Genomic DNA, 24,661 nt, shown 5'->3' on the forward strand with positions numbered 1-24,661 from the left:
AGGTCACGTCATTGTCATTGTACTTTTCTATGTTAGCCATTTTAGATTTTAAATGGATTGTACATAGACATGAAAAGGCAATACGCAGGAATAACTTCTTTTAAATATTCATATTTTTTATTGATCAGCGCACTTTTGCTGAGTGGCTGTAACGACTCATCAAATGATAATTCAAATGCACCAGACACAGGTAAAAAGCCTGTAATGCGCTGTGCTCCTTAAACTTAAATAATAAAAAGAACCTGATCATGATTACACGTCGTAAATTTTTAAATTACTCTTTAAATATGGGCTTTGGTGCTGCGGCATTGGCGGCTTTCCCATCTAGTATTCAAAAAGCTTTGGCAATTCCTGCAAACAATAAAACAGGCACAATTCAAGACGTCGAACACGTTATTATTTTAATGCAGGAAAACCGATCTTTTGACCATTATTTTGGAACATTAAAAGGCGTTCGAGGTTTTGCTGATCGTTTTACGATTCCTCTACCGAGTGGCCGCCGTGTATGGGAGCAACTCAGAAATAACGGGCAAGTTTTAACGCCTTTTCATTTGGATGGTACAGCCAATAATGCACAGCGTGCAGATGGTACGCCTCATACATGGAATGACAGTCAGTTGGCTTGGGACAATGGACGTATGGCGAATTGGCCAGCCCATAAAACTGATATATCAATGGGCTATTTTAAAGAAAAAGAAATTCCATATCAGTTTGCGCTTGCAAATGCTTTTACGATTTGTGATGCCTACCATTGCTCTATGCACACTGGAACAGATGCGAATCGGTCTTTTCACTTAACAGGCACAAATGGGGCAACACCAACCAAGCGTTCATTTGTAAACAATGAATGGGACTGGATTGATGGTAATCCAGCCACGGCAGATCGAGGTTATACATGGAAGACCTATGCCGAGCGTTTGGAAGAAGCAGGAGTAAACTGGATTTGTTATCAAAATATGCCAGATGAATGGGGCGATAATATGCTTGGTGCATTCCGCTCATTTAGAAAGGCCAATATTGCATCTGGCTATCCGGTTGCAAGTGGTGGTGAACCGAACAAACCCTATGCCGACACGGGGCAAAAATTACCGTATAAAGCTTATGAAGCTGCGACTGATAATGCCAAAAATCCATTATATAAGGGCATCGCAAATACTTTACCGGGCAATAAACCTGAAGAATATCTTGATGCATTTAAACGAGATATTCGTGAAGGCAAATTGCCGCAAGTCTCTTGGATTAATGCGCCGTCAATTTACTGTGAACATCCAGACCCTTCAAGCCCAGTTCAGGGGGCATGGTTTATTCAAGAAATTATTGATGCATTAACTGCTGTGCCAGAGGTTTGGAGTAAAACAGCACTGATTATCAATTTTGATGAAAATGATGGCTATTTTGACCACGTACCATCACCATCTGCGCCATCTCGACTTAAAAATGGTCAATACGCAGGGAAATCAACATTAAGCAGTGCCGACATGCAGGATGAATATTTTGATCATACTGCACCAGAGGCAAGCCATTCTCAGCCTACACCTGATGGGCGCGTTTATGGGCCAGGGCCTCGTGTTCCGTTATATGTGATTTCTCCATGGAGCCGTGGTGGTTGGGTCAACTCTCAAGTTTTTGACCATACGTCCGTGCTTATGTTTTTAGAAAAACGATTTGGTGTAAAAGAGCCGAATATTAGTCCATACCGCCGTGCAGTGTGTGGTGATTTAACCAGCGCATTTAATTTTAAAACTCCAAATGCCGATGTTTTACCGCAGCTCAATGGAAAGCAAACACGTTTACAGGCAGATGAATTAAGAGAAAATCAAGAGGCTTTACCTGCTGTTCCAGTACCAACAGATAGCAAGTTACCGATTCAGCAAAGTGGTATACGTCTGTCACGAGCATTGCCTTATGAGTTGCATACCAGTTCGCGTTGTAAAGCGGATGGAAAGGTGCAATTGATTTTCTCTAATACAGGTCAGCAAGCGGCGGTTTTTCATGTGTATGACAAGCTCAATCTAGACCGTATTCCAAAGCGTTATATTGTCGAGCCGAATAAAACCTTAGATGATGAATGGGATGCTTTAAAAGATAACTTAGGTCGCTATGATTTATGGGTGTTAGGCCCAAATGGTTATCATCGTCATTTTAAAGGAGATACTCAACGTATTGTCGATAGTGGAATTAAACCTGAAATTCGAGTGTGTTATGACATTGCTAATGGTGATGTCTATGTAGAGCTTATGAATGAAGGAACCAAGGATGCGATATTGACAGTAAAACCTTGTGCATATCGACAAGACGCACCGTTACAACTTACCGTAAAAGCGGGGCAAGTCATTAAGCAGCACTGGGCTTTGGCTGACGTAGGGCATTGGTACGATTTTGAAATCACATGCCAAAGTGATGTGTCTTATTACCGACGCTTTGCTGGTCGGGTTGAAACGGGTGAGGACTCTTTTAGTGATCCTGCGATGATCTAAATAATGAAGAGGCAAAAAGAACAACGCATTTTCTTTTTGCCTCATTTTTTTATAATAAAAATTTCTCTAAAACGTCACGAGTAGACTCAGAAATTGGAACAGTCTTACGCGTTTCGCGATCAACAAAGACATGCACAAAATGTCCTTGAGCTGAGGCTTGCTCTTGGCCTTGTTTAAAGATGGCCAGTTCATAGCGCAGTGAAGTGGTACCGATTTTACCAATCGCAACACCTACCTGAATAATTTCGGGAAAAGATAATTCCTGAAAAAAACTACAAGCTGAATCGACCACTAAGCCAATTGATTGTGATTGATGAATATCAAAACCTGTTTTTTGAATGAGCAAAGCATTGGCCGCCGTATCAAAGTAACTATAGTAAGTCACATTATTCACATGACCATAGATATCGTTATCTGCCCAACGGGTCTGAATGTCTAAAAAGAACTTAAATTGATCGCGGGTTTTTAAAACTGGTTTAGTCATTAATGAATCGCCTGATAAATTGCCAAAGCAGCAGCTTCTGTCATGTCACGAGGGTTATTTTGTAGCAAGCGAGTTTGTAGCATGGCATCTTGAGCAAGCTTAGGTAGACTAGACTCTTCAATATTCAAATCTCTAAGCTTTAAGACCAAACCACTACGATCCAAATGGTTTTGCATATGGTCAATAAACAGATCACACAAACCATCTGTGCTGCCATTGCTATATGGATCTAGCCATTGCATCAGTTCCGCATAGTATTTTTTTGCATTTGGTGCATTAAATTTTAATACTTCAACCAACACTAAGGCATTGGTGTGACCATGCGATAAATGAAAATGTCCGCCAAGTGGGTAAGCTAAAGCATGCACAGCGGCAACGGGTGAATTTGCAAATGCTTGACCTGCAAGCATCGAGGCGAACAGCATGTTTTGCCTTGCTTCTAAGTCATTACCGTTTTTAAGAACTTTCGGTAAGTTATGGTTCAGTAACTTCAAAGCATTTTTGGCTAAAATATCAGTATAAATATTCTTTTTATGCTTAGAGGTATATGCCTCAATGGCATGCACCATCGCATCAATACCTGTTGCGGCAGTAATATGTGCTGGAAGATTTTGTGTAAACGTGGCATCTAAAATAGCAGTATCTGCATACAGTACCGGAGAGACAATCCCCATTTTTGTTGTCTCGCCCGTGGTCACAATTGAAATTGGAGTGACTTCCGAGCCTGTACCAGCTGTAGTGGGAATTAAAATGAGTGGAAGGCGAGCTGTGGTTACCTGATTTACGCCATACATATCTTGCAAACTTTGAGTCTGGTCAGGGTGTGCGAGCAAGGCAATTACTTTTGCAACATCTAAAGAACTACCACCGCCAAAACCAATAATGGCATCTACATTTTGCTGTTTTGCATAATTGGCTGCATCTAAAACAACTTGTTCGGGTGGGTCAGCCTGAACATCGGCATAAATGACATGTTCAATATTAAGGGTATCTAAAATTTGAATGATGGGTAGATGTAGTTGGTTTTTGACCATGCCTGCATCAGTCACTAGTAACAACTTACGGTAAGCTTTTGATGACAAAATATTCTGTAATTCTTGTATAGAGCCTAAGCCTGAGATGATATTTGGAACGGTTTGAAATTGAAAATGGCTCATATACGTTATTTCCTTATTTTTGAACATTATTGTAGAAGGGTTCTTTAGGATTCAATCTTTAAGTAACTTAGCATAAGACACTTTAAAATAAAGTAGTTCTGAAGTGATTATGTTGAGTGTTGTATGAGATATGCACTACTTTCATATGGTAGGAGGGGGAAGGTAGGCGGAGATCACGCAAGGTATTTAAACGTTTATGGAAAGGTGGGCTTTTTGTTATTTATACTGTTTGGTAGATTTTCCTGAAGACTACTAATTCATATAATGCCCTAACAATTTATAATTTTATTCGGTTCAAAAGTGAAAATTTCTAAAACTGTACTTAGTCTTATTGGATGTTCTTGTTTAATGCTTAGCTCAGCAGCAATGGCGAAAACCAGCTCTAGCGTCTATTCACCTAAAAATGGTGTAATTTGTGACAAATATATCTGCGCTGACAAGAAAGGTGTATCTAAAAAACTTACAGCCAAATACTTAGGAACTAACAAAGCGAACAGAGCATTCTCTCAAGGTGATTTTGATACTTCAGCATTCACACTCTCAAATGGTGTGTTCTGTGATACCAAAACAAAACTATGCCATGTCGATCGATACTTTGAAAATGGGCATCGTAGTAAAGTTGATAGAAAAATGACGGATAAACTTTTTAAAAATAAATGATTTTTATCCAAGTTTTACTTAAAAGCCCATAATATTGGGCTTTTTTTACATAATATCAGATAAATAGACTATTAATTAAAAAATATCTAAGCCCTGAAAATCTGTTTTTTGCTTAAATTTTCTGAAGATATCAACGAAAACAGTTTTTACAAGTAGGATTACTACTATTTAAAAATTTTATGAACCTATAATTATAGCGACTTTAGCATTCGCATTAATTGCCACAGTTGTAGTGATGATACTTAGCCTGATAGATCCTTAATTTCATAGACGAAAAAAGATTGTAGAAGTAATCAAAGAAGTTAAGAAAGCCAAAGATGATATTCAAAGTAGTTAACCGCCTTCTGGCGGTATTATTAACTAGATCACATATATTTCTGTCATTTGTCGGATTTAATTAAATTGTTTAGAGACCTGTTTATACTGAATGTTCAAAATAAAAACAGGGTAACGACGTGAAAAATATTATTTTAGCAACAATAATGGGCTTCAGTGGAATCAGTAGTGTATTTGCTGAGTGTACATATAGCTTTGATGCAACATTAGCTCAGTTGCAATCTTTAGGTAATACTTCTGTTCAGAAGTTTCCAACTATTATAGGAAATAAGTTTTCTTATAAGACATCTCAACAAAGTCCAATTTATACGGCTTATAGTCAGGATTATCTGACAAGGGCATTAGCCGCAAATGATAATCAAGCTTCGCTCTATACACGTGGTGACAAAATACTACCGACAACCGGAATAATAGCTTTTGAATATAAAATTAAAGTTCCTACACTAGGTAATACTGGTTATGTAAATATTTTCCCAGCTTTATCTGGTGGAATCATGCAGAACGGTAAGGCTGTACATTTTATAGTTGCTTACCAACATGGGCCGACAAGTAATAATTTTTATATTCAAACTACATCAAATGATAGCGCGTTAGTTACTAATGGATTTAGTTTAGCTCCGGAAGTTACTTCTGATGGTTACCAAAAGATTGGTATTTATATAAATCAGAACTCTAATCAAGTTGGTTTGGTTTTTAATGGGGTAAATAAAGGGTATTTTGCAACATTCCCTTCTAAACTAGATAACCTGTATTTTTCATTAACCTCTAATTTTTATGATTTAGCAGCAACTGATGCGAACAAAGATGTCTCTATCGAGTTCCTACTTGATAGATCGAAAATTACACAAAGTTATCCAACTGGTACCAAAGATATTTGTGGAGTAGCTTTGTAAAAAGTCCATCAAATTAAAAGACTCCTCGCCAGCCACTTTCGAGTGGCTTTTTTATGTCTAAACGAAAAGTGAAATGAACAGAAAAAAATAATATAAAAAAGTTATTCCTTTGTGTAAAAGCCCTCTGATGAGGGCTTTATTATTTTCTTAAAAATTAGAAGATCAGATCGTTTGTCGAGTGATTTATCAACTTTTAATCTATTGATAAACATTATTTTCCTTTTCAAGCCATGTGAGTTTTGACAAAATGCAACACGTCACAATGGTCAATTCAATTCTGACAATAATTTATAGTTTTGTTAGGATTTTGCATGCACCATATTTATTTCTATTTAATTCAAATGTTTGGAAGTAATTTCTAATGGAAACACAATATAAGGTGTTATGTGTCTGTTTAGGAAATATTTGCCGTTCTCCTACGGCTGAAGTGGTTTTTAGACATTATTGTGATGCACATCAACTTAATGTAATTGTCGATTCTGCTGGAACGAGTAATTATCATCCAAATAAAGCACCAGATCAGCGTAGTCAGCTGCACGCTAAAAAAAGAGGCTATGACTTATCCTCTTTACGTGCAAGACAGCTTTCAACTCAAGACTTTTTAGAATTTGATTTGATTTTGGCAATGGATCATCAAAACTTTGATGATATTCATGACATGCTACAAAGTGCGGTTTCTCAGTTTGGGACTCATCAAATTCGTGCAAAAGTAGCTTTAATGAGCGAGCATGATCCCCAATATCTGCAACAAGCCTTACCTGACCCTTATTATGGCGGAGCTGAGGGCTTTGAACGTGTACTCAATCAATGCGAGTCCAGTAGTTTGGCGTGGATTAATATTTTAAAAAAACAATTGAATGTTTAAGAGTAGGTTTTTCAATACAATGCAAATTCAAAATCAGGTACAGCTTAAGCCATTCAATACTTTGAGTTTAGATGCAACAGCGTCTCACTATACCAAAGTCCAAACTATTCAGGATATTGAGAAAGCTCTGGGTTTTGCTGAAGAGCATAATTTAAATGTACTTGTATTATCGGGCGGTAGTAATATGCTACTGCCGCAACAGATCAATGCGTTGGTTATTCATCTAGATATTCAAGGTATCGAAGTTTTATCGAACGATGATGACTTTGTTCGAGTTAATGTTGGTGCAGGCCAAGTCTGGCATGATTTCGTTTTATACAGTACTCAGCAAAATTGGTTTGGCTTGCAAAATCTCGCACTTATTCCAGGCTTAGTCGGTGCTTCACCAGTACAAAATATTGGTGCTTATGGGGTAGAAGTAGGTGAGTTTATTGAATCGGTACAAGTATATGACCGTAAACTTAAACAAACTCAGACAATTTTAGAAGCAGATTGCCATTTCGCCTATCGTCATAGCATTTTTAAAGATGATCCGAACCGTTACATCATTACGCATGTGACTTTTAAATTGCTTAAACATCCCCATTTAAAGCTTAACTATGGTGATTTGAAGCAAGCAGTTGGAGATAATCAGACTGCCGAGAACTTACAAAATCAAGTCATTCATATTCGTCAAAGTAAGCTCCCTGATCCAAAAGAATATCCAAATGTGGGAAGTTTCTTTAAAAATCCAATAGTTAATCCTCAAGAATTTGAGCGCTTAGTCACACAATTCTCAACAATTCCACATTATCCTCAAGCGAGTGGAAACGTTAAAATTGCAGCAGGATGGTTAATTGATCAGGTGGGTTGGAAAGGTAAACAACTTGATATGGTGGGTATGTTTCACAAACAGGCATTGGTTTTGGTCAATTATGCCAATGCATCTCTTACTGATGTAAAGAAAACTTATCAGGCTGTACAACATGATGTTGATCAGCGTTTCCATATTATGTTAGAACCAGAGCCTGTGCTTTATAACAATTTAGGTTTAATTGAAAATCATACGGAATAGTTTTATGCCACAAGTACACTTAATGGTACGTTTAGTACAAGTAGTCACCGTGCTATTTTTACTATTGGGCTGTTTCGTGGTTTTTTTATATTCGCCGTTTTATTCAAAATTAATTGTAGCTGGACTTAATTATTTTGTACCGGTTGATGTTAATCAAGTCGCTGCTGAAAGCCAGAGACAGGCTGCATTAAGTGAGCATGACAATTTAGAACCAGGCTCAAATCTATGGATTGCTCGTCAAGCATATTTAAAGCTGACTGAAAAAGCTTTACGTGAAAAAAAGACAACAGATCTGACCTATCTTCAAGAAAACTATAAGGCTTTGCAGCAAATTATTCTTTTAGAAGAAAAGGAACAAGATTCAGAGGCAGCCGCTTCCGTAACTGTTCCTTTAGTGGTTAGAAACTCAGAAATTGATGCGGCAGATGAAGCAAGCAGCCCAGTTGACGAGTCACTTTTGATTAGTAGCTCTGAAAATAAGGCACTTACAGAACAATATACAGAGTTCTTGGCAAGAAAGCCTGAAGTACCAGAGCATCAAAAAGCTGTCAGTGAACCTGAACAGAAAATTGAGTATGTCCGTAAAAACCCAATACCAGTCCAGTCTAAAAAGTTATCAGAACCTTATGCAATTGTTGTATTGGGTGGCGGATTAACCTTAGATAAAAATGGTAAAGATATTGTGGTTAATGGCTACACGCGCTTACGCTTGGAAAAAACTTTAGAAATTGAAAAACAAAGTCATCTTCCTATTGTGCTTAGCGGTGTTGAAGCGCCTTATATGCAAACTTGGTTAAAAGAGCGCGGTGTGGAAGCAAAACTATTAGAAAAACGTAGTATGAATACATGTGAAAATACACGATTTAGCTCTCTGTTGCTTCAGAAGAAAGGAGGCGCTCCGACGGTTATGTTGGTTACTGATGAATATCATATGCCGCGTACACGTCGACTATTTGCCTTAAATGGTATAGAAACGATTCCTGTTGTAGCTCCAATGCCAACACCACTTACACGCTGGCAACCAAGTGTGCAAAATTACGATCATAGCCGCCGTGCGAATTATGAATTACTTGCGACAATTCGCGACATGTTGTTTGGTTCAAGCGATTGTCGAGAGGTACCTTAATGTCAGATATCCCGTTTCTCAATCCTGCTGTATTAAAACAATTAGATTTACCGGTCCCGAACCGTGATCTCACACCACAGGTTTTAAGTCCACTCAATTTAAATACACTAGAAGAACCATCTCGCGATTTACTGGCCTATCGCAAGTTGTATGGCTTACATTTACTTGAATGTGACCATTGGCAAGGCTATGTTCAAATGCCACTATTTCGCTTACATGTGCAGGTTTTCAAACCTAAAATAGACAAAATACAAGGTACTGTCTGTTTATTACATGGTTATCTTGAGCATAGCGGTATTTATCAGCCAATCATCCGTGAAATTCTTGAACAAGGTTTCAGTGTAATTACCTATGACTTACCTGGTCATGGCCTCAGTAATGGTTCACCGGCAAGCATTCAAAATTTTGACCACTATCAACAAGTACTGATGGCGGTTTACCAATATGTGAAACATGCAGATCAGTTGCCTAAACCTTGGGTTGGAATTGGGCAAAGCACGGGCGGGGCAATTTGGATGCATCATTTATTAGAATATGCTGAAAAACGCCAAGATCCGATTGTAGATAGAGTCTTATTACTTTCTCCTCTGATTCGCCCAGCAAAAACCGCATGGTGGCATAACCCAGTCGGGTTAGGCATTATTCGTCGTATTAAAAGACAGGTTCCGAGACACTTTAGACGCAATAATCATAATCCGGAATTTTTGCGTTTCATTCGTTTAAAAGATCCGTTGCAACCTCGGATGATGGGGATGGACTGGATTTTGGCAATGTCAAAATGGATGCAAGAAATGGAAGAACGACCCGCTTGCCGTATCCCTGTTTGGCTTGCACAAGGTGCTCTTGATCAGACGGTTGATTGGCGTTACAACATTGAATTTATTCGTCGTAAATTTAGGCTTCAAACACTATTAATGCTTGAAGAAGGTTCACATCAATTAATTAATGAACGTGCAGATATACGTGCGGCTTTAACAGGATTGATTCCAGCCTTTTTACATGCGAAACCAAAACATTTTTATTATTAAAAAATAATGCATCTATCCAATAATTTTGGATAGATGCATGACTTAATCTATGTGCCTTATTTTGAATTTTGGTAAAGCTGCATGAAGTTTTTATAAACTGAAGATTGCTTTTGTGGACTATACATATTGCGTTCAATCGTTCCTTTATCCGTTTTTATTAAAACGTTTACATTTTGAGCATTTTTAAACTCTTGTAAGAATTGGCTTGGAATAATAAAGAACGTAGTTGAATGTTTAGGCACTAATCGACTTACATTCGTTTTTTCAGTCGCTTGAGCGGGTTGATAAGTAAATCGTTTGCCATCAATATCAAATATTAACTCGTTAATATCATAAAAGTTATAACTACTACTTAAATGAACATCTACGCGCAGCTGATCTTTTTGATTCTCGTTCCATTTAACGAGCAAGCTAGGACATAATTCAGTTGGTAAACAGTTGAGCTGACCAGCTGTCTTTACTACTGTAGGAGCTGTTGCTTTATCTGTACCAAATTGTGTGGTGCTGCAAGCCGTTGTAAGTAGACAAGAACCCAATAAAAGTAGAGATTTCTTCATCATATAAATTCCAAGATAGTATGTTTAATATTATTTATGTTAAGGCCAATAATTTTGACATAAATTAACGTGTAGTTGGGCTTAAAAATACAAATGGTTTTGCAACTTTAAAAGAAGAAGTAGCATCACCTGCATAGATATGGCTTTGATCGGGCCCTAAATCAAGTCTACGCGTTTTACCATCTTTAAAATTAATCTTTTTTAAATCAACCCAAAATACATTTGGTGATAGGGCAGATTCGAAAAATAGAGCATCTGTTTATGATCGGCCACAGTTCGCCAACGAGTCGAAGAGATATTAGGTTCTTCTTGAGTATTTAGTCCATAGGGAACAGACGCATTTCGAATCACACTAAATACAGAGGCTTGAGCCTGTTTACTATCATCATTTTTGGGAATTGCATTAATATAAAATGATGCGCGTGCAAAGCGATCAGATGCTCGGTTTGTACCAGGAAGCATGATCGTTCCACCAATTTGTTTCCAATATTCGGCAAGTGCGAGTTGCTTATCGAAAGTAGGTGAGTTAGTCATGACTTGATAGTTGCGACTATGGTGAATAATCTGCTTTCCACCAATATATTCAATAATTGCACTATCACCTGTTTTATCAGAAATGGATAAATGTAAAGTGGTAAGCCTTGATTCACCTGGAACATTGTCGGTAACAATGGTGTAAGGTTCTTTTTCTAAAGCTTTGACAGCCTCATCTACAGTTGCAAAATTATCGAGCACATATTGTGCCCAAGCAGCAATGCTTAGTAATGGTTTATTAGATTTTTTTACATCTGGATATTGAGATTCTACTAACCATAAAATATTGGCAACCAATCCAGCTTCATTCATGCCATCTGTTGTGGAAACTTCATAACCTGTAGCAATCACACTTCCATATTTAGACGTCCATTTTATTGAGTTGGAGCCTGCACTACCATCACGCGTAATCCCGCTTGGCATAATCCATAAATTTGTACCCGTATCAACTTTCCAGTCCATCGAACGAGCAGTAATAATATGTTGGTCATTGCCTAAATATACAGCGCGTGTACAAGCAACAGCATAGCTACTTAAGCCTACCGCCAGTGCAACAAAAGAAGAGATGAATGTTTTTTTCAACATGATGAGATACCTTCTTGTTATAAGCATTAAAAAGTTTTTATTAAATAAAATTAAAATGTGTACGTTATTTATACTTTTATATTAGGTGAAAAATCAATTAAATACAAATTAAAAGGAGAGTGAAATTTAATTAAAAATCACATATTAGTTTTAATCATGGAAGAGCATCACACTATAAATGTAATGCTCAAATTATAGGATTAATATAAATTAGAAATGATTGGCATCAGCCATATTCCACATCCGATAATAAAAATTATCATCGTCATTATTAAGTTCAGATTGTAAAAGTTCACCTTCTTTTAAGAAAAAATGCAATTGAGCATAGTTCTTAATTTCACGATCATTTACTCGCTGAGCCAAATGATGGGCTTTAATATCCGAAGGATGACGTAAACCTGCGGCAGCAATCATTTCAGATAATGCATGCAAGGTATTTTTATGAAAATTAAATACCCGTTCTGATTTAGTTGGTACATCAATTGCTTTTTGGCGGTCTTTATCTTGGGTTGCAACACCTACAGGGCACTGGTTAGTGTGACAGCTTTGTGCCTGAATACACCCAACAGCAAACATGAAACCACGTGCTGAGTTAACCCAATCTGCACCTAGTGCAAAAGTACTGGCGATATCGAATGCACTAATAATTTTACCACTCGCACCAATCTTAACTTGATCTCTTAGTCCCGCACCGACAAGTGTGTTATGGACAAAGCGCAAGCCCTCACGTAATGGCGTACCAATATTATCGCTAAACTCAATTGGTGCTGCACCTGTACCGCCTTCAGAACCATCAACCACAATAAAGTCAGGAACAATTTTTGTTTCAAGCATTGCTTTAACAATACTCATAAATTGCCAAGGTTGACCAATACACAGTTTAAAACCAACTGGTTTACCGCCAGATAATGTGCGCAACTTCTGTAAGAAATGCATCATTTCAATTGGGGTAGAAAAGCTAGAATGCTTTGCAGGAGAAATACAATCATGATCGCGAGAAACGCCGCGGATTTCGGCAATTTCTGCGGTAATTTTATGTTTAGGTAAAATACCGCCGTGGCCTGGTTTAGCACCTTGTGAAAGCTTCAGCTCAATCATTTTGATCTGTGGTAATTGGGATTGTTTGGCAAACTTTTGCTCGTCAAATTTCCCATCTACGGTACGGCACCCAAAATAACCACTGGCAATTTGCCAAACAATATCACCGCCATTTTCTAGATGATAAGGGCTTAAACTACCTTCGCCAGTATCATGATAAAACCCACCTAGCTGCGCTCCTTTATTTAATGCACGAATTGCATTGGCACTTAAACTACCAAAGCTCATGGCAGAAATGTTCATGATTGACGCGCTATAGGGTTGAAGGCATTGAGCATTACCAACCTGAATACGGAAACTCTTTGGATCTGCTGGTGGGCACGGGCTTATTGAGTGGACAATAAAGCGATAGTTTTCTTGATAAACGTCAATAATTGAACCAAAAGGTTTATCTGCATTTTCATTTTTAGCGCGTTGATAAACTAGACTTCGTTGCATACGCGAAAAAGGTAGAGCATCTTGATCCGCTTCAATAAAGTATTGACGAATTTCTGGGCGTATATCTTCAAACAAAAAACGGAAATGCCCCATAATTGGGTAGTTTCTTAAAATTGAATGTTTATTCTGCAAAACATCATAAAGGCCTAATAGGCTTAGTGCACCCGTGAGTACCCATAAACCGTTAAGTAGAGTATCTGAAATAAAATAATAGATACTATGAGGTGTATATACCGTACGAAACCATGTAATGCTGAGTGCAGTAAAAATACATAAGAACCAGAGAGAATGGCGTGAAAAGAATGTATTGAGAAATTTATGTCGAATGATTTGTGCTGGACTCGCCATATTGGAACAAATTCCTAATGTTTTACTGGCACATACCTTGCCAAGAAGCAAGTAAAACTACAAGTATGGAATTGTTAGTTTTAGGGGGCAAAAAAGAGTACATTCAAAGGTTCGCTCGGTTTAGAAATATATTTTTAAATAGAAAGTATTTTGACTATAAATAATATTTAATCTGAAGCTATTGGAGTTAAGGTAAGTTATCAAATTTTTAATTATAAAGTTAATGGTTTTTTTTAATGTTTAGTTATACTGAAAAATATATTTTGTTAAATTAACTTCTAAAAAGCTATATATAAACTAAATGTAAATTTAGATTTATTTAAAAATGGAAAAATTGTTTGAATGCTATTTGTACATTTTTGGTTTAATTAAGACTGTGCTATTTAATTATTCTTTGCTAATATAAATAAATTGAAATAATATTTTTTAATAGACATTACTACAACTATATAAGATTCTAAAAATTATTTAAGGACTGAAATGAATTGGAAATTATTAATATACTCTATTCTTCTAACAGGAGTCTTTTTCTTAACTTTAATGTTCTATTTAGGTTTTGATTTAGATACTTTTAAAAAAGTCGCTCTAATACAAAGTTTGTTAGTAGCTGCGGCTATCATATTTGACTCTATGGAACGAAAGAATAATCCAATTTTTCCAGGATGTATCGTTTATCCCTTAATTGGTATTGTATTCGTTTTAGGGTTTACGCCTATTTTAGAGTTTTTTGCTGAAAGACCAAAAGGATTTCATAGTTGGGATATTAGGAATATGTTTGTGATCAACTCTAGCGGTGCAGACTATCAATTTGGGGAACTGGCTTGGTATGGCAAAGCTTATATACAGTTAGGTTTTGCTATGGTTGGTGGATTTCTTGGCTTATTTTTTCATCTAATTTTTAGAAATAGTTAAGCTAATGCTAACCTCTTCTGGTATGTGAAAAGTTGTTTTAATTACTGAAAATTCTTAAAAAATCCTAGAACTGTTATAAGTTACTTAGATTTCTTATTCATAAAATATTGTTTTCTTATTCATTTAAAATATATAGGATAATCAATAGCTTATTTTTTGTTCTTATTTTTTTGACCAATAGTTAAAAAATTATAAAAGACTAAAAGTGATGGTAAATTTTAACTAATGAAAAGCTATCATTTTTTTAGTAAAACTAATAAAAGATAAATAAAAGTATCGAAAATTCATATAAAAAGTGTAATAAACCATAAAAATTTTTCTAATTGAGAAATTCATCAGAAGTTGAATTATTAATTGATATTTAAAATGAAACTTATGTTAGTATTTTTGTTGTTTTTTTGTATTATGCGCGGTCAGTAGAGTAAAAAAATAACGCTTTGAAAAAACAATCAGAAAAGCTAGTGATTGTGATGGGGAAGGCTAGTTTTTACATCTATTAATTTTATTGGCGTAATGTAAAAAAGGTTTTTTACCATGAAAAAGTCTCTCATTTGTTTACCAGCAATTGCTATGGGTTTAATGTCTATCACTGCAGCAAATGCTGCAACAGCAACAGGCACCTTGACTGTTAAAGCAACAATTACAAATAGCTGTGTATTGAATACTTCAGCTACAGGTACAACAGCTAACGCAGTTTTAGATTTTGGTACTTTAAGTTCTCTTGCTAGCAACGTCGATGCAGATACTACAACGACAGGTGGTACGGCCATCAAAGTTTTATGTAACAACACTGTGCCATGGACTTTGGCTTTTGATGCCGGCAAAAATGCTCAAACAACTCAACGTCGTATGATTGGTGGCGCAACAAGCAACGAATTTATTCCTTACAACCTCTTCTCTGACACTAACCGTGCAACAGCAATTGGTATTTCAAGTACTGCATATAGTGGTACTGGTACTGGTGCTCCACAAGCAATTAACGTCTATGGTCGTATCCCTGCTGGCTCAACTTTGCCAAGTGCAGGTAGCTATGTTGACACTGTAACTGTAACAGTGACTTATTAATTTTTAATAAGTTTTATTGTGTCATTGCTAGCTCTTGATTGAGAGAGCTAGCCTAATTTGAGAAAAGTAGTTCTGGGCAAATCATGAGAAAAAATATCTTTGCTATTACAAGTTTATTGTTATTTTTGCCTAGTATGCTGAACGCTGCATCAATTCGTCTTTCGCCTGTAAGTGTTGAAATATTAAATGATCAATCGGCGTCCTCAATTAGTTTATATAATCAGTCAAATGAAAGCACTGATTTGCAGGTACGTGTATTTGAATGGCGCCAAAATGCCGGGCAAGATCAATTAATACCTACAGATGAGATCGCGGTTAGTCCACCGTTTTTAAAATTACAACCTAATGATTCTTATAATTTACGTGTAGTTAGAATTAATCCAGCACCAGTTTCTGGTGAGCAAACATACCGTATTATTATTGATGAACTACCAAAACCGATTGATAACCGTAAAGCGGATCAAGGGATTAATGTACTACTACGTTCGTCATTGCCACTATTTGTCGTAAATAAAGATGCAATTACTAAACTTACTTGGTCAATTCAACAAGAGCAAAATATTTCTTCTCTTATGATTAGCAATGTTGGCAATCGACATGCACTTTTAAATAATTTAATGCTTGTTGATGTGACAGCAAATAAAAGCTATGCCATTAAAGTAAATACGGTGAATGGTTATATTCTTGCTGGCAAAGCAAGAAATTTTAATATTAGCCCTGATTTTAAATTTCAAACGGATCATAAATATAATATTTCATTGAATATTAACGGTAAGCAAACATCTCTTTAAAGAGGCACACATGAAATATCTCGTAAGTGCCTTATGTGTTATGTATTTGCCGATTCATGCTTTTGCTGAATCATTGCAAGATAACACCAATATTGCTTTACCAAGTATTCCGGAAGTTACAAACTCTTCTCATCAGGTATTCAGTTCTGATAAGGCGTACACACAGCTTTTTTTAAAGATTTCTATTAACTCGAATATTTCAACAGATTTAATCTCGGTACACCAAGATCAAGATGGAAAGCTGTATATTCGTGCTCGTGACTTAAAAGTTTTAAGGGTAAAAATGGATGAACACACTCCAGATAGCCAACGGGTGTGTATTAATGAGCTAAAAGGAATTCAGTTTAAATATCTTGAGAATGAGCAAGCTTTAAACTTACAAGTTCCGTCGAACATGTTGACGGATTATTCAGTTGACTTAAATGGCCAGCAGATTACCAGTCCTCATTTACTAAAAATGAAGCCTTTAAACGCAGCCATTTTGAACTATAGCCTGTATCACACCCTGACCAATGACGAGAATGTTTTCTCCGGTTCGGCAGAAGGGATCTTTAACAGCGCAATCGGTAATTTTTCATCAGGGGTTTTATACAACGGCAGTAATGAAACTAGTTATAGCCATGAAAAGTGGGTGCGTCTGGAAAGTAAGTGGCAGTATGTAGACCCTGAAAAGATCAGGATATATACCTTAGGAGACTTTATTTCCAATAGTTCTGATTGGGGGAATAGTGTACGTCTTGCTGGTTTCCAGTGGTCGAGTGCTTACACCCAACGTGGTGATATTGTCACTTCGGCATTACCACAATTTTCTGGCTCGGCTGCACTGCCTTCGACATTAGATTTATATGTTAACCAACAAAAGATTTATTCAGGACTTGTTCCCTCAGGTCCGTTTGATATTAAGCAGCTACCGTTTATTTCCGGAAATGAAGTCACGCTTGTGACCACCGATGCAACGGGTCAGCAGAGCATTACCAAACAAGCTTACTATTTTTCATCTAAAATTTTAGCAAAAGGCATTAATGAATTTTCAGTAGATGTCGGTGTTCCACGTTATAACTATGGGCTGTATTCGAACGATTATGATGATGCCACCTTTGCTTCGGGTGCGATTCGATACGGCTATAGCAACTCACTAACCTTAAGTGGTGGTGCAGAGGCTTCTACAGATGGGCTATCAAATCTGGGCACTGGTTTTGCCAAGAACCTGTTTGGTTTTGGGGTAATTAATGCTGACATTGCAGCGAGCCAGTATAAAGATGAAAACGGTTATTCTGCCTTGGTTGGTTTAGAAGGACGGATTAGTAAGAATATTTCGTTTAATACCAGTTACCGTAAAGTCTTCGATAACTATTTTGACCTTGCCCGTGTCTCTCAAATTCGATATTTAAAAGATAATCAAACAGATGCTGAACCCAAAAACTATCTAAGCTACAGTGCGCTGGCAGATGAGATTTTTAGGGCAGGAATTAACTATAATTTTTATGAGGGGTATGGAGCTTATCTGGGTTATAACCAGATTAAATTTAGCGACAACTCTTATAGGTTAGTCTCTGCCAATTTAAGTGGAAGTCTGAACAAGAACTGGGGATTTTATACCTCAGCGTATAAAGATTATGAAAATCACAAAGACTATGGCATTTACTTTGCGCTGCGTTACACACCGTCTACCCGAGTTAATGCGATTACAAGTATTTCTAATGAAAGTGGTAAAACAACATATAGACAAGAAATAAATGGATTTAGTGACCCACAAATCGGTGCATTTGGATGGGGAGGCTACGTTGAGCACGATCAGGATGCCAATCAAAACAATGCATCTATCTATGCATCTTACCGTGCCCGTGCTGCTTATCTGACAGGTCGATATAACCGAATTGGAGATAACGATCAGGTTGCACTTTCAGCGACAGGATCGTTGGTTGTGGCAGCAGGGCGGATTTTTGCAGCTAATGAAATTGGAGACGGCTACGCGGTCGTGACCAATGCTGGACCACAAAGCCAAATTCTAAATGGTGGAGTCAACCTAGGAGCGACTGATCGAACCGGTCGATTCTTAATTTCAAATTTAAGACCTTATCAGCTTCATCATATCTATCTAGACCCATCATATTTACCTTTAGAATGGGATGTCACATCAACTAACCAAACAGCATTCGTAGGTTATCGCCAAGGAACCTTGGTTGACTTTGGCGCTCATCAGGTCATTTCAGGATTAGTCAAACTTGTTGATTCGAATAACTCAGCGTTATTGCCAGGTTATAGCGTTCGAATTAATGGACAGCAAGATGGGGTAGTTGGCTACGATGGTGAAGTATTTATTCCAAATCTATTAAAACAAAACAAACTTGAAGTAGATCTTCTGGATCATGGTTCATGCCAAGTTAATTTTGCGTATGAAAATAAGCAATACAGTGCTAAAAAGTTGGGGCCTTATGTATGTCGATAACTACTGTCAGTCATAGTTTTTGGATGAAGGGTAAAAAGCTTTCATTGGCCATAAAGTATATTTTAGCAATTGTTCTGTCTTTTATATTATATGCATTTTTTAGCTCTGCACATGCGGCTTGTACGGTAACTGGAACGACTAATAGTACGTATACCTATACGGCTGCCACAATTAATAGTGATGCAAACATCAACTTTTCTGGCACGATTAGCTGTCTTGGTGGGCGTACTACTCCTGAAATTTCAGCTTATATGTGTATGAAAACCGTATTTACGGGAAACACGAACGCCAATAATAGCGTTTCATTACCTTATACGGTCACTGCAAATGTAGGTGGCGCAGGTTCTTTTACCACAAATCAGACCTCAAATGTTTGGTATGGACCAGTGAGGACAGTCGCTTCAAATAATATTATTAATTACTCTGTAAATGTAAAAGTCCCAGCCCGCATTGGTTCGCTCATTGCATATCCTAAAGGTACATATACTGGTACGGTTCAGCTTTTTTGGGACATGCAGGCAAGCTCTAGTAGTGTCTGTGAAGGTAATAGCGGAGGCGGTTGGGATTCAGGTAATACCACTATAACGGCTAATTATGTTGTACCGAGTTTATGTCAATTAGATTCAACATCAAATGTTGATTTTGGCAATATTAATGATATTGGTTCGACTAGTCGTGATTACACTGCGCAAGGTGCTGTGAATACGACTTGTAACAATGGAACGCCATATAGTATTTACTTGGGGGATGGAAATAACCGTATTGCTGGAGGTTTTAGACGTATGACAAATGGTAGTAGTCAATATATTCCCTATCAGCTATATCAGAACTCGACTTATAGTACGGTATGGGATACTACAGGTGGTGTAACCGCGGTTGGAGGTTCTGGAGGTGTTTCCAAAACAGGCTCGGGCAATGCTCAAAGTACAAATGTGTATGGAAAAATTCCGCAGGGCACAACTATTTCAACGACTCCTGGTAACTACTCAGATACGATAGTTGTTACAGTAACTTATTAATTATCTGTTGGAATTTGATATTGAGTATCTTTCTGGTGCTGGGTTGGTAATGTGAATATCCGTGAGTTTGATATTAGATATTTAAGCTAAACTTAATTTGAAAATTTAGTTCTATCTAAATAGTGATCTCTATAAATTTGATGTTTAATTGTTCTAATTTAAAGGAAGTAGAAAAGCTTTTACAGAAAAGATAGTTGAAAAAAAGACGGTTAACGGTAATGTTGTTTTAGGATAAGTAAAAACAGAAAAAGACAAATTAAAAAAATAAGAAAAAACATCTGATGAATAAATACCTTATGAATATTAAATGTATTTTTACACAAGTTAACACATTGTACAAATTAAATTACAGTTCTCTTAGCTTTATTTAATCTTTCTTATCAATAAAAAAGCTTTTAGGGTAAAGCTGGTTATTAATAAATTAGTTATTTGTACTGCAAAACAAAGTGTTAGAATTGTAGGGTTGGGATGTTTTGATATATACAATTATCTCGAATTTTAACCTATTGAAAATACAAGGGTTTACCACTTGTTCCAACCACTTACAATCCAAACTAGACTCGGCGGATTCTACTTTTTCTATTATTCCATTGTTGGCACATTTATGCCTTACTGGAATTTATATCTTCAAGATCAAGGGTTTAATTATCAAGAAATTGGTGTTTTATCGTCAATTGCTATTGTAACGCGTTTCTTTGCACCATTGGTATGGGGATGGATTGCTGACAAATCTGGTAAGCGAATGCTATTAGTACGGTTGGCGACTTGGATGGAATCATGTATATGGTTGGCTATTTTTATAGTTCCCAATACGTTTCAATCCATTGCTTTACTCATGCTTATTTTTAGCTTCTTTCAAAATGCTATTTTAGCTCAATTTGAAGGGGTTACTTTATTTTGGTTGGGCGATCAAAAAGCTAAACTTTACGGCAAAATCCGTAAGTGGGGATCTGTTGGATTCATTGTGGGTGTTTTCGTTATTGGTGCACTTCTAGAAATAGTACCTATTTCGATGCTTCCGATTTTATTATTAATTATTGCTTCATTGGCATTTATTTGGTCTTTCACAATTCGAGAACCGGATGGTGCGCCTACCTCACAAAAGCAGTTAGAGCCTTTACTTCCCGTACTTAAGCATCCGACAGTAGCTGCATTTTTTTCCATTGAATTTATTTTACTTTTTTCGCATGCGCCTTTTTATAGTTTTTATAGTAATTTTCTAAAATCTTTGAATTTCAGTACCACTGAAATTGGATTTTTATGGGCTATGGGTGTTTGTGCAGAAATTTTTATGTTTTCAATTGCTCCAAAGATTTTTCAACGTTTTTCGTGGCGTAGTTTAGTGATTGTGTGTTTACTAGTGACGAGCATACGCTGGATGTTAGTTGCACTATTTTCACATTATTTTGTTGGTCAACTTTTTACACAATGTTTGCATGCTTTTAGTTTTGGTCTATTTCACTTAATTGCGATGCGAGTTATTTTTCAAAATTTCTCGGCTGGACAACAAGGGCGTGGACAAGCGCTTTACAGCACCATGTGGGGCTTAGGTGTGGCTTTTGGCAGTGTTCTGGCTGGACATTTTTGGAAAATTCTTTCCGGTGAAATCATCTTTATGTGTGCCAGCTTGGTTGTACTCTTAGGCTTATGCTTTGTAATGTGGCTTCCTAAACAAATTGATTCCTCAACGGCATAAGCTCGAAATAATGAAAAAATAAGGTATTTATATTGAAAAAAGCAAGTAAATATAAAATTGTTTGATGACTTGTTGTAGAACGTTACAGTTGAAAAATATTGTTTTTATATGGTTATGAACCAGTGAATTTGTCAAAAAATATGCTAACTTAAGTTCATGCGTTTAATGATTAATAAATCTATGAAAAATATTTATATTATTGGATTATTGTGGGCTTGTTCTGGTTTAGCTGTGGCAGAAACGGCGACTCAGCAGCCAGCCGAACAACCCGTTCGGACAGCAAGTAATCCTAATGCTATACGTATTGTTACGCGTCCTGAAATTATGGGATTATGGGGGATGGAAATTCCAAATAATAAGAAATGTGTGGAATATTATAATTTCCGTAGCAGTAATGATGTAGTGATCAAAAGTGGTCAAGAATGGTCATATGGCTTATATGAATATCAACCGTCAGATGATCCTAAAGAGCAGTTAGCTGCTTTAGTCATGCAAATTAAATTTGATAATAATAAAATGGATTGTTCTGGACAGAAACAAGATCAAACAGGTGATGTTTCTCAATATTTTGTACAGTGGAAAAATGATCATACTATTAACTTCTGTTCAACCGCTAAGGGGGAGCAGTGTTTTGCGACTTTGCGTAGAGTACTACCATAAAGTAATAGATATAAAAAAAAGCCTCTTATTTATAAGAGGCTTTTTTTTATTATGCAGTTTCAGCTTTCTTCTTTTCTTCCAATTGCTTTAGCAAGTGTTTTTCAAGATAATGGATGTCCATTGCTTGAGAGCAGAAGCTCTTATCTTGCAAAATAAGATCTTTATGCAGAGGAATATTGGTTTTAATTCCTGTAAGGATCATTTCATCTAAAGCTTGACGCATACGTGCAATTGACGTTTCACGGTCTTTACCATGAGAAATCAGTTTGGCAATCATAGAGTCATAGTAAGGTGGAATGCTATATTCTGGATAGATATGAGAGTCTAAACGAATACCCGCACCGCCTGGCGCATAGAAACTTTCAATTTTACCCGGTGAAGGTAAGAAAGTTGTTGGATCTTCTGCATTGATACGACATTCGATGGCATGTCCTTGAACTTTGATATCTTCTTGTTGAAGTTCTAGTCCTAGGCCGCCTGCAATACGTAGCTGTTGTTCAATAATGTCAACACCAGTCACCATTTCAGTAACAGGGTGCTCTACCTGAACACGAGTGTTCATTTCAATAAAGAAGAATTCGCCGTCTTCAAATAAAAATTCAAACGTACCAGCACCACGATATTGCATTAGCTGACATGCATGAACACATGCTTCTAAAATATCAGCTCGAGCTTGTTCTGGTAGGTTTGGTGCAGGTGCTTCTTCTAACACTTTTTGGTGACGACGTTGTAATGAACAGTCGCGGTCATATAAATGAATCGCATGACCATTACCGTCACCAAGAATTTGAACTTCGACATGGCGAGGTTTTTGTAAAAAACGCTCCATGTATACAGTATCGTCACCAAACCACATTTCTGCATCGCGTTGTGCTGCTTGAACTGATTCAAGTAGTGTATCTACACGCTCAACAATACGCATACCACGTCCACCGCCACCAGATGCCGCTTTAACAATAAGCGGGAAACCGATTTCTTTAGCTTCTGCTAAGGCATTGTGGATGGTTACAGCATGGTCGCAACCCGGTACAGTAGGTACGCCTGCTTTTTTCATGGCAACAATCGCAGAAACTTTATTCCCCATGAGACGAATATGTTCTGGGCGAGGGCCAATAAAAGTAAAGCCTGAACTTTCTACAATTTCAGCAAACTCAGCATTTTCTGAAAGGAAACCATAACCAGGGTGAATGGCATCAGCACCAGTAATTTCTGCAGCAGTAATAATTGCCGGGATATTTAAATAGCTATCACTACTTGCGCCCGGACCAATACATACTGCTTCATCAACAAAACGTAAATGCATCAAATCCTTATCAGCATCTGAATAGATACCAACAGTCTTGATTCCTAATGTTTTGCAAGCCCGGGTAATTCGTAAAGCGATTTCACCACGGTTTGCAATTAAAACTTTTTGCAACATAGACGTCCCCGAGGTAATTACGCGCGATAACGGAATAAAGGTTGACCGAATTGGATAACATCACCATTTTTCACTAAAATTTCTTCAACCACGCCACTTTGAGTTGCTTCAATTGGGTTCATGATTTTCATTGCTTCAATAATACCCAAAGTTTCACCAGCAGATACAGTTTGACCTACTTTAACAAATGGTGCTTCGCCTGGGCTTGGAGCAGCGTAGAACACGCCAACCATTGGAGATGGTTCAACTGCTCCACGTGGTGTTTTTGCAACTGGTGCTTCTGCAACAGGAGCTGCCGGAAGTGCTACACCAGCCGCAGCAACGACTGGACTACGACGAGTTAAAGCGATTGATTGATCACCTTCTTTAACTTCAATCGCTTGCAAGTCAGACTCAATCATTAAATCGATGAGTTTCTTAATTTTGCGGATATCCATGGGCGACTATTCCTAAACTAGTTTGGGTTAGATGGTTGAATTTTTTCAATGGCGTAATCGAGTGCAAAACTATAGCCTTTTGCACCTAGACCACAAATTACGCCAATTGCTTTATCAGATAAATAAGAATGGTGTCTGAATGCTTCTCGTGCATGAACATTCGACAAATGTACTTCAATAAATGGAATGGCAACGCCAAGTAGAGCATCGCGTAGAGCAACAGAAGTATGAGTGAGGGCGGCAGGGTTAATAATAATAAGTTTTACGCCTTCAGTTTGTGCCTGATGAATACGGTCAACAATGGCACCTTCCCAGTTGCTCTGGAAAGTATCTAATGTAATTGATGCGCGTTGAGCTTGGGTAATAAGTTGTTGGTTAATATCACCTAAGGTAAGATGACCATATACTTCTGGTTCGCGTTTTCCCAGCAAATTCAAATTCGGTCCATGAATCACCAAAATGGTCGAACTCATTCAGATTGCTCCAGCTCTAAAGTTGCAAATATTCTTTGCAAGATGTCTGCAAAGTTTGCTTATTATGGCATATGTTTCTACAATTTTTTTATAATTTGT

General features: G+C 37.2%; 21 protein-coding genes and 1 pseudogene. 14 read left to right on the forward strand and 8 right to left on the reverse strand.

The annotated features are described in order from the left end of the window. Window positions 1–248: 248 nt before the first annotated feature. Entirely contained in the window at window positions 249–2,477 is a 2,229-nt protein-coding gene (locus tag RMB13_RS06020; RefSeq protein ID WP_311084687.1) for a phosphocholine-specific phospholipase C, read from the forward strand. Window positions 2,478–2,526: 49 nt separating this feature from the next. On the opposite strand, the gene RMB13_RS06025 is transcribed toward RMB13_RS06020, so the two are convergent. Beyond that, entirely contained in the window at window positions 2,527–2,961 is a 435-nt protein-coding gene (locus tag RMB13_RS06025; RefSeq protein WP_004643183.1) for a thioesterase family protein, read from the reverse strand. Continuing rightward, window positions 2,961–4,118, reverse strand: a complete 1,158-nt coding sequence (locus RMB13_RS06030; protein WP_311084688.1) for an iron-containing alcohol dehydrogenase — start codon at window positions 4,116–4,118, stop codon at window positions 2,961–2,963. Before RMB13_RS06030 ends, RMB13_RS06025 begins: the two co-directional genes overlap by 1 nt. A gap of 348 nt (window positions 4,119–4,466) precedes the next feature. Between RMB13_RS06030 and RMB13_RS06035 the strand changes: the two genes are divergently transcribed. The 6 genes from RMB13_RS06035 to RMB13_RS06060 all read left to right on the forward strand — a co-directional run bounded on the left by RMB13_RS06035 (window position 4,467) and on the right by RMB13_RS06060 (window position 10,080). Next, window positions 4,467–4,778: a YcgJ family protein gene (locus tag RMB13_RS06035; protein ID WP_004643179.1), complete on the forward strand. Its 312-nt coding sequence runs from the start codon at window positions 4,467–4,469 to the stop codon at window positions 4,776–4,778. Between the two features lie 455 nt (window positions 4,779–5,233). Continuing rightward, entirely contained in the window at window positions 5,234–6,007 is a 774-nt protein-coding gene (locus RMB13_RS06040) for a DUF4882 family protein (RefSeq protein WP_311084689.1), read from the forward strand. Window positions 6,008–6,368: 361 nt separating this feature from the next. Continuing rightward, the gene (locus RMB13_RS06045) at window positions 6,369–6,872 is read left to right on the forward strand and encodes a low molecular weight protein-tyrosine-phosphatase (protein WP_311084690.1); all 504 of its coding nucleotides are present in this window, start codon (window positions 6,369–6,371) and stop codon (window positions 6,870–6,872) included. A gap of 19 nt (window positions 6,873–6,891) precedes the next feature. Further along, window positions 6,892–7,926 carry a UDP-N-acetylmuramate dehydrogenase gene (murB, locus tag RMB13_RS06050; protein WP_311084691.1) on the forward strand — a complete coding sequence of 345 codons (1,035 nt, stop codon included), beginning with the start codon at window positions 6,892–6,894 and terminating at the stop codon, window positions 7,924–7,926. A 4-nt stretch (window positions 7,927–7,930) separates the two neighbouring features. Then, complete coding sequence (locus RMB13_RS06055; protein WP_017392177.1) at window positions 7,931–9,052, forward strand: YdcF family protein; 1,122 nt, start codon at window positions 7,931–7,933, stop codon at window positions 9,050–9,052. Beyond that, complete coding sequence (locus RMB13_RS06060) at window positions 9,052–10,080, forward strand: alpha/beta hydrolase (RefSeq protein WP_005039886.1); 1,029 nt, start codon at window positions 9,052–9,054, stop codon at window positions 10,078–10,080. The genes RMB13_RS06055 and RMB13_RS06060 overlap by 1 nt, the downstream gene beginning before the upstream one ends. A 56-nt stretch (window positions 10,081–10,136) precedes the next feature. On the opposite strand, the gene RMB13_RS06065 is transcribed toward RMB13_RS06060, so the two are convergent. The 3 genes and pseudogenes from RMB13_RS06065 to RMB13_RS06075 all read right to left on the reverse strand — a co-directional run bounded on the left by RMB13_RS06065 (window position 10,137) and on the right by RMB13_RS06075 (window position 13,640). After that, window positions 10,137–10,640, reverse strand: coding sequence for a hypothetical protein (locus tag RMB13_RS06065; protein ID WP_005039888.1), 504 nt, complete (start codon window positions 10,638–10,640; stop codon window positions 10,137–10,139). Window positions 10,641–10,701: 61 nt separating this feature from the next. Further along, window positions 10,702–11,756, reverse strand: a pseudogene (locus RMB13_RS06070) (linear amide C-N hydrolase). Between the two features lie 210 nt (window positions 11,757–11,966). Further along, window positions 11,967–13,640 carry an FMN-binding glutamate synthase family protein gene (locus tag RMB13_RS06075; protein WP_003652279.1) on the reverse strand — a complete coding sequence of 558 codons (1,674 nt, stop codon included), beginning with the start codon at window positions 13,638–13,640 and terminating at the stop codon, window positions 11,967–11,969. Between the two features lie 480 nt (window positions 13,641–14,120). On the opposite strand from RMB13_RS06075, the gene RMB13_RS06080 reads away from it, so the two are divergent. The 7 genes from RMB13_RS06080 to RMB13_RS06110 all read left to right on the forward strand — a co-directional run bounded on the left by RMB13_RS06080 (window position 14,121) and on the right by RMB13_RS06110 (window position 22,232). Continuing rightward, the gene (locus RMB13_RS06080) at window positions 14,121–14,552 is read left to right on the forward strand and encodes a hypothetical protein (protein ID WP_311084692.1); all 432 of its coding nucleotides are present in this window, start codon (window positions 14,121–14,123) and stop codon (window positions 14,550–14,552) included. A 534-nt stretch (window positions 14,553–15,086) separates the two neighbouring features. Continuing rightward, window positions 15,087–15,617: a spore coat U domain-containing protein gene (locus tag RMB13_RS06085; RefSeq protein WP_198495582.1), complete on the forward strand. Its 531-nt coding sequence runs from the start codon at window positions 15,087–15,089 to the stop codon at window positions 15,615–15,617. Between the two features lie 83 nt (window positions 15,618–15,700). After that, complete coding sequence (locus RMB13_RS06090) at window positions 15,701–16,408, forward strand: fimbria/pilus periplasmic chaperone (protein WP_311084694.1); 708 nt, start codon at window positions 15,701–15,703, stop codon at window positions 16,406–16,408. Between the two features lie 40 nt (window positions 16,409–16,448). Next, a complete protein-coding gene (locus RMB13_RS06095; protein WP_311084768.1) occupies window positions 16,449–18,857 on the forward strand; it encodes a fimbria/pilus outer membrane usher protein in 2,409 nt (802 codons plus the stop codon). 23 nt (window positions 18,858–18,880) lie between these two features. Next, window positions 18,881–19,876, forward strand: a complete 996-nt coding sequence (locus RMB13_RS06100; protein WP_409070788.1) for a spore coat U domain-containing protein — start codon at window positions 18,881–18,883, stop codon at window positions 19,874–19,876. A 529-nt stretch (window positions 19,877–20,405) separates the two neighbouring features. Beyond that, window positions 20,406–21,572, forward strand: coding sequence for an MFS transporter (locus RMB13_RS06105; RefSeq protein WP_311084696.1), 1,167 nt, complete (start codon window positions 20,406–20,408; stop codon window positions 21,570–21,572). Between the two features lie 156 nt (window positions 21,573–21,728). Next, complete coding sequence (locus tag RMB13_RS06110; protein ID WP_003652266.1) at window positions 21,729–22,232, forward strand: hypothetical protein; 504 nt, start codon at window positions 21,729–21,731, stop codon at window positions 22,230–22,232. Window positions 22,233–22,281: 49 nt separating this feature from the next. Here the strand turns inward: RMB13_RS06110 and accC are convergent, their stop codons facing one another. The 3 genes from accC to aroQ are packed head-to-tail and all read right to left on the reverse strand — an operon-like array spanning window position 22,282 to window position 24,562. Beyond that, complete coding sequence (accC, locus tag RMB13_RS06115) at window positions 22,282–23,652, reverse strand: acetyl-CoA carboxylase biotin carboxylase subunit (RefSeq protein WP_003652264.1); 1,371 nt, start codon at window positions 23,650–23,652, stop codon at window positions 22,282–22,284. 17 nt (window positions 23,653–23,669) lie between these two features. Next, window positions 23,670–24,089: a biotin/lipoyl-containing protein gene (locus RMB13_RS06120; RefSeq protein WP_003652263.1), complete on the reverse strand. Its 420-nt coding sequence runs from the start codon at window positions 24,087–24,089 to the stop codon at window positions 23,670–23,672. Window positions 24,090–24,106: 17 nt separating this feature from the next. Beyond that, window positions 24,107–24,562 (reverse strand): type II 3-dehydroquinate dehydratase, encoded by a 456-nt coding sequence (gene aroQ / locus RMB13_RS06125; RefSeq protein ID WP_003652261.1) that lies wholly within the window; start codon window positions 24,560–24,562, stop codon window positions 24,107–24,109. Between the last annotated feature and the right edge of the window lie 99 nt (window positions 24,563–24,661).

The sequence above is a fragment of the Acinetobacter sp. V102_4 genome (genome assembly GCF_031799005.1).
Classification (GTDB): Bacteria; Pseudomonadota; Gammaproteobacteria; order Pseudomonadales; family Moraxellaceae; genus Acinetobacter; species Acinetobacter calcoaceticus.